Below are 1,564 nucleotides of genomic sequence, written 5' to 3' on the forward strand. Positions count from 1 at the left end.
TCGATGACGAGATCGGCTGGGTGTGAATGCCGACATTGGCCCGCACCGGAAGCTCGACGCCGTCGAGCACGAAGGTCTGCTGCCCGAGCTTGGGTGCAATGCACGGCGTCGCCGGCGCGATGATGACGTCGACGTCCTTGAAGAGTTCAAGAACGCGGGCGCGATACCAGCGGCGGAATTTCTGCGCGCGGTCGATCAATGGAGCCGGAATCATGGCGCCCGCGATCAGCCGATCGCGCACCGCTGGGTCGAAATCGTTCGGCTGCTTGCGCAACCGATCGAGATGCAACGACGCGCCCTCGACGGTGGTGATGACATAGGCCGCCGCGCGGGCGCGGGTCGCTTCCGGCAGCTCCACGGTCTGCTTGATATCCAGCGCCTTGGCGACGCGCTCCATCGCCTCGCGGGCCTCGGCGAACAGATTGGTCTCGAAGTAACTGCCGGCGCGGGCGATGCGCAGGCCGTCGAGGCCCTCGGCGAGTTTCGCCGACACCGGCTCCGGTTCCCGTGTGCTACACGCTGCGTCATCGGCATCGGGGCCCTGCATGACGTCGTAGGCAAGGGCGAGGTCGGCGGCGCTGCGGGCGAACGGGCCGAGATGATCGAAGCTGGCGACGAACGGGAAGCTGCGCGTACGCGGCAGCCGGCCGTAGGTCGGCTTGAGCCCGAAGATGCCGCAGAACGACGACGGCACACGGATCGAACCGTTGGTGTCGGAGCCGAGCGCCAGTGGCACTTCGCCGCCACCGACGGCAGCGCCCGAACCGCCCGACGAGCCGCCGGTCATCCGGGTCGGATCGTGCGGATTGCGCGACGGGCCGTCGTGGATATTCTCGCCGGTGAAATCGTAGGCGTATTCGCCCATGTTGAGCGCGCCGATCAGCACGGCACCGGCGGCTTCCAGCCGCTCGATCAGCGCCGCATCACGGCCCGCGGGCGGCAGGCTGCGATTGATCTTCGAGCCGGCACGCGTGGGAAGCCCCTTCACGTCGAACAGGTTCTTGACCGCAAACGGCACGCCAGCGAGTGGCCCCAGCTTCTCGCCGCGGGCGCGGGCAGCATCGAGCGCAGCGGCACGGTTGCGCGCACGTTCGGCGACGACGTCGGTGAAGGCGTTGAGGACCTTGTCGTGCGATGCGACGCGGGCCAGCGCGGCGTCCACGGCTTGCACTGCGGTTAGTTTGCCGTTCGCGACCGCAGCGGCGGTCTCGGTGGCGGTCATCCAATCGGGCGAAGTCGAAGTCATCTCAGGCACTGAACACACTCGCAGGCTCGGTCTCGTCGGGAAGCGCAAACTCGTCGACCACATGCGCCAGCTTCAGCGATACGTCGAGATTGGCGCGAACCGCCGGCTTCCAGGCGGGGTCGATCGTCAGCCCGAGGGCGGAGCCGACGGCGTCGATGTAGGAGTCGAGGTCGAGTTGCTTGGTCTGTCAACGATGTATCCTCAGCGAACACAACAGTTATGTTCGTCATTCCCGGGGCGCTCGCGTTAGCGAAGCGAACCCGGAATCCATAACCCCCGGCCGGAAGTATGGATTCCGGGTTCGCGCTTCGCGCGCCC

General features: G+C 66.9%; 2 protein-coding genes. Both read right to left on the minus strand.

The genetic code is table 11. From position 1 onward, the window contains the following. Positions 1 to 1,222: AtzE family amidohydrolase (locus tag I5M_RS22600; protein ID WP_022723484.1), on the minus strand; the 1,222-nt coding region annotated here is incomplete at its 3' end. 25 nt (positions 1,223 to 1,247) lie between these two features. Next, positions 1,248 to 1,403: a DUF4089 domain-containing protein gene (locus I5M_RS31565; protein WP_083909654.1), complete on the minus strand. Its 156-nt coding sequence runs from the start codon at positions 1,401 to 1,403 to the stop codon at positions 1,248 to 1,250. Positions 1,404 to 1,564 lie beyond the last annotated feature (161 nt).

This window comes from Rhodopseudomonas sp. B29, assembly GCF_000333455.1.
GTDB lineage: Bacteria > Pseudomonadota > Alphaproteobacteria > Rhizobiales > Xanthobacteraceae > Rhodopseudomonas.